Origin of the sequence: Kocuria sp. CH-021 (assembly GCF_049716185.1) — a bacterium.
Lineage (GTDB): Bacteria > Actinomycetota > Actinomycetes > Actinomycetales > Micrococcaceae > Kocuria > Kocuria cellulosilytica.
Window position 1 is genome coordinate 1 of sequence record NZ_JBNAFK010000041.1, and the last position, 4727, is coordinate 4727.

At 69.7% G+C, this 4727-nt stretch carries 5 protein-coding genes; 3 read left to right on the forward strand and 2 right to left on the reverse strand.

What is annotated here, in order from left to right; all coding sequences use genetic code 11:
- Nucleotides 1–86: 86 nt before the first annotated feature.
- The 3 genes from ACPYN7_RS17795 to ACPYN7_RS17805 all read left to right on the forward strand — a co-directional run bounded on the left by ACPYN7_RS17795 (nt 87) and on the right by ACPYN7_RS17805 (nt 3025).
- Nucleotides 87–1433 carry an ABC1 kinase family protein gene (locus tag ACPYN7_RS17795; protein ID WP_424348529.1) on the forward strand — a complete coding sequence of 449 codons (1347 nt, stop codon included), beginning with the start codon at nt 87–89 and terminating at the stop codon, nt 1431–1433.
- A 63-nt stretch (nt 1434–1496) separates the two neighbouring features.
- Complete coding sequence (locus ACPYN7_RS17800) at nt 1497–2582, forward strand: type II glyceraldehyde-3-phosphate dehydrogenase (RefSeq protein ID WP_424348526.1); 1086 nt, start codon at nt 1497–1499, stop codon at nt 2580–2582.
- Complete coding sequence (locus tag ACPYN7_RS17805; protein ID WP_424348527.1) at nt 2579–3025, forward strand: universal stress protein; 447 nt, start codon at nt 2579–2581, stop codon at nt 3023–3025. Before ACPYN7_RS17800 ends, ACPYN7_RS17805 begins: the two co-directional genes overlap by 4 nt.
- Nucleotides 3026–3293: 268 nt before the next feature.
- Here the strand turns inward: ACPYN7_RS17805 and ACPYN7_RS17810 are convergent, their stop codons facing one another.
- Entirely contained in the window at nt 3294–3611 is a 318-nt protein-coding gene (locus ACPYN7_RS17810; RefSeq protein WP_197722644.1) for a hypothetical protein, read from the reverse strand.
- Nucleotides 3612–3862: 251 nt separating this feature from the next.
- Nucleotides 3863–4648: a DMT family transporter gene (locus tag ACPYN7_RS17815; protein ID WP_424348528.1), complete on the reverse strand. Its 786-nt coding sequence runs from the start codon at nt 4646–4648 to the stop codon at nt 3863–3865.
- Between the last annotated feature and the right edge of the window lie 79 nt (nt 4649–4727).

A 4727-nucleotide genomic window follows, 5' to 3' on the forward strand; every position in this document is an offset into this window, starting at 1 on the left:
GCTCCCACAGGAACATCCTCCCTGCCAGGCACCAGGCCTGACCATCAAGGACGTCCACCGAAGGGGGTCAACCTCACATCACGGACCTGATCGTCGGCGAACTGGGCAACGCCCCGTCGGAGGTCTTCGCCGCCTTCGATGAAGAACCTCTGGCCAGTGCATCGCTGGGGCAGGCCCATGCGGCCCGCCTGCTCGACGGCACCGAGGTCGTGGTCAAGGTGCGTCGACCCGGGGTCGCAGCCCAGGTCCAAGAAGACCTGGAGATCCTGCAGAACATCGCCGCACGGGCCAGCCGCCATTGGGAGGCCGCCGCCGACTACGACCTGACCGGCATTGCCGAGGAGTTCGCCACCACGCTGCGGGCGGAACTGGACTACCTCGCCGAAGGACGCAACACCGAACGCTTCGCGGCGAACTTCGCCGACAACGACACCATCCGTGTCCCCCGGGTCTTCTGGGAGACCACCACCTCCCGGGTGCTGACCCTGGAACGGATGCACGGGCTGAAGATCAACGACCTGGCGGGGCTCGATGCCACCGGGATCGACCGTGCGGCCCTGGCGACCCGCGCGACCGGTGCGGTAGCCCAGATGGTGTTCCGGGACGGCTTCTTCCACGCCGACCCGCACCCGGGCAACCTCTTCGTGGAATTCGGCGGGCGCATCGCCCTGATCGACTTCGGCATGGTCGGGGACATCGACGAGCAACTGCGCGACCGCCTCGGAGCCCTGTTGCTGGCCCTGGTGCGCCAGCATCCCCGGCAGATCGCCACCACCCTGGCCGAGCTGACCACCTCCCGGCACCCTGTCAATGTCCCCGCCCTGACCGGGGATCTAACCCCCGTCGTGGCCCTCTACTCTGGGCGGGCGTTAGGCGAAGTCCGGGTAGGGAAGCTCATTAAGGAAGTTCTCGCGGTCCTGCGCCGCCACCACCTGCAGTTGCCGCGGGAGGTCTCCTTATTGCTGAAAATGCTGCTGATGGCCGAGGGCCTGGGAACGACGCTGGACCCCCAGTTCCAGCTCGGTGAGGTCCTGCGACCCTACGCCCACAGGTTGCTGCTGGAGCGCTACTCCCCCTCCGCCATCGCCGGACGCCTGTCCCAGGCAGGGGCCGATGTCCTGGACCTCACCGCGGAGTTGCCCGAGCAGCTACGCCGCGTCCAGGCCATGCTCGAGGCCGGGGGCCCGGAACTGCACCTGCGCACCGCCGAACTGGACCCTCTCGTGGACCGCCTCGAGTCGGCAGGCCATCGGTTGGGCCTGGCGATCCTAACGGCTGCCTTCGTGCGGGGACTCGGGGATCTGGCCGCCTCGGATCCGGTGCAGCGCCGATCCTGGCAACTTCCGGTGCTCAGCACGGGTCTGGGCGCGACCGGCTCCCTGGGCGCCTACCTGGCGTGGTCGGCGCACCGGAAGCGACGCCGCCGGCCCTGACCGCGGACCAGTACCCATCCACACCACCGACCACCAGCAATCCCTTCCACGAAAGGAACCATCATGGACCAGACCATACGAGTGGGCGTCAACGGCTACGGGGTGATCGGCAAACGCGTGGCCGATGCGATCACCGCCCAACACGACATGGAACTGGTCGGGGTCAGCGACGTGATCTCCGACTACCGGCTCACCGCCGCTGTCTCCCGCGGCATCCCCGTCTACGCCTCCACCACCGAGGGCGTCGCGGCGATGCGCTCAGCAGGCATCACCCTGGCGGGGGAACTGCATCAGCTTCTCGACGCCGTGGACGTGATCGTGGACTGCACCCCGGCCAAAATCGGAGCCACCAACCTGGAGCACTACCGGGCCCACGAGGTCAAAGCCATCTTCCAGGGTGGGGAGAAGCACGCCCTCACCGGCCACTCCTTCGTCGCCCACGCCAACTACGCCACCGCCCTCGGCCGGGACACCACCCGGGTGGTGTCCTGCAACACCACCGCCACCGTCCGCACCCTCACTGCCCTGAAGGACGCCGGGTTACTGACCAAAGCACGTGGGGTGCTCATTCGCCGGGCCACCGACCCCTGGGAATCCGATCACTCCGGGATCATGAACACCATCGTCCCCGAAACAGCCATCCCCAGCCACCAGGGACCCGACGCTCAGACAGTCGTCCCGGACCTCGACGTGGTCACCATGGCCGCCAAGGGCGCCCACACGCAGAATCACCTGCACTACTGGACTATCAACCTCACCCGCCCCGCCACCTCCGAAGAAGTCCTCGAGGCGCTGGGCGCCATGCCGCGGATCGCGCTGGTCCGCAGCAGCGAGGGGATCGTGGCGCCCAACAGCACCATCGAGCTGATGCGGGACCTCGGACGGCCCCGCGGGGACATGTACGAGGTCGCCGTGTGGGCCGACATCCTCACGGTGCGCGGCGAGGAGCTGTTCTGCACCTACACCGTCGACAACCAGGCGGTGGTCGTCCCGGAGAACATCGACGCGATCCGGGCCCTGACCGGCACCGTCACCGACGGGACAGAATCCATGAGCCGCACCGACGCCGCCCTGGGGGTGCGCGCCGACTTCCTGGCCCGCGCCCCGCACCTCAGCGAGACCCACCCCGCGGCGGGGGCACGGCCGTGAACGCCGCGGAGACCTTCCGCATCGTGGTCGGGGTGGACGGCTCCCCCGAGTCCCTGAGGGCTCTGGAGTGGGCGGTCACCGAGGCCCGGTTGCGCCACGGGCAGGTGCACGTGGTGACCGCCTGGCAGCACCCGTCCATGGTGGCCGGCGACGACGACCTGGAGTGGGACCTGACCCGATACGAAGCCAGGGCCCGGCACCTCCAAGAAGACGCTCTGCGCAGTGTGCACGCCGAGCAGGAGGACATCACCGGCGAGGTGGTCCAGGGCCAAGCCGCCGCCGTGCTGGTCGAGGCCTCCGCCGAGGCTGATCTGCTGATCGTGGGATCCCACGGCTACGGCGGCTTCACCGGCCTGCTGCTGGGCTCGGTCTCCACCCAGGTCGTCCGCCACGCCCGCTGCCCCGTGCTCGTCGTCCGCCCCCGTCACCAGGGCCGGCTGTAGGGGTCCGGCCCCCGTGGTTTCCGCATCTGCGGATCCGGGTGTGGGAGTCCTCTCGGGTTTTCAAGCGGCCGGGGCCGTCCCTGAAGGATTCAGTGACTCAGACGGGTTGGTGCTGGGTGCTGCCGTGCAGCATCGAGAAGATGCTCGTCGCAGCGTCAGCCGGCCAGGGAGGATCCCGCGCTGTTCCCGTTGCGCAGAGGAATGCTCCCCGGCGGTGTGGCACACCCGCTGCGCCATGTGGCGAGAAAGGGCCTGGGTCCTCTTCCGGTCAGTGTCCGGAGGTGTGGCCGGGGTTGTGGGTGGGGGCCGGGGACTCGCCGCCGCCCGGGACGCCGCCTGTTGCGCTGCCGCTGATCAGCGGGCCGATGACGAAGGCCGAGAGCGAGTAGAGGGCCGCGAAGACGACCAGACCGACGGCCGGTGCCCACCAGGTGCCGAACCTGCGGCGCAGGCGCAGCAGGAAGGGGACCGAGGCGGCAAGGCCCAGGACACCGAACAAGAGGGTCCCGCCGGACCCGGCAATCAGCGCCGTCCCGGCGAGCACGCCCACGTGGTGCAGCACGTGCGGGAGGAGCCCCAGGGCCACGCCGATCCCGCCGATGGCCGAGTTCCACAGCGCGCGCAGGCGCCGTGGCCGGGCCGGCGCAGCGTCACCGGGGGCAGTCGCACGATCGCCTACCCGCGGGTGGCGGAGATGCCTGTTCATCGCCGTCGCACCCCTCCCTGCAACTGGTGTGCCGTCCGCGCCGAGTCTAGCCACGGATGGTCCATGGGCAGGAGCCCGATGAGACACGGGAGGCCGGTGGCTACCTGGGCTGGCGTCGAGGCCGTGACTGGTCATGGTCCCGGGCGAGCCCTGCCCGGGACCATCACCAGCGCCAGGGAGACCAGCACGATCACCACCCCCACCGCACTCCACGCGGTGGGCCGTTCCCCGGGCAACACCGTCGAGACCACCATGGCGATCACGGGCACCAGCAGGGTCCACGCACTGAGCAGGTCCAGGCGTGCCACCTGGGTCTGGCGGAACCATGCGAGGAAGGCGGCTGCGGTCCCGATCAGCGACAGGAATCCCAGCGCCAGCACGAACCGGGGCGTCCAGGTGATGGCCGGGGTACCCTCGACCGCGGCGGCCAACGCCACCAGCAGAAGACCGCCGAGCACAAAGTGCCAGCCGATGGCGACCACCAGATCCGTTCCGGACAGCCTCCGTGACATCAGCGTTCCGGCGGTGACGGCCACCGCCGAGAGCAGCGACAGCCACGCCCCCTGCCCGCCACCACTAGCCACCCCCACCAGCACCAACCCGGCGAACCCGACCACCACAGAGGCCGCGGTGCGCGCGGACACGGCCTCACCGTAGAACCACCAGGCCGGCAGCAGGATCAGTAACGGTTGCGCGTTCGACAGCACCGCTGCCGCCCCCGTGGCCAGTCCTGCGGTCCCGGCGAACATCGCGGCGAAGGCCACGGTCACGTTCACCACCGCCATCGCCGTCAGCAGACCCCAGGACGGCCCCCGCGGCCGCAGGGGCCGTCGCTGCGCGGCGGCGACGAGCAACAGCGCGGCCCCGGCGATCAGAGCACGTAGTGCCGCGAACCACAGCACCGGCGCGTCCTGCAAACCGGCTCTTCAGGATCCAGGGTGTAGTGCGGGTCGGCGCGTCGGTCGCCGGATAGGGGTCGAGGCCTCCCGAAGATGA

Excerpts from the sequence above, each read along its gene's own strand:
- ACPYN7_RS17800 (WP_424348526.1), top strand. The coding sequence starts at position 1,497 with ATGGACCAGACCATACGAGTGGGCGTCAACGGCTACGGGGTGATCGGC.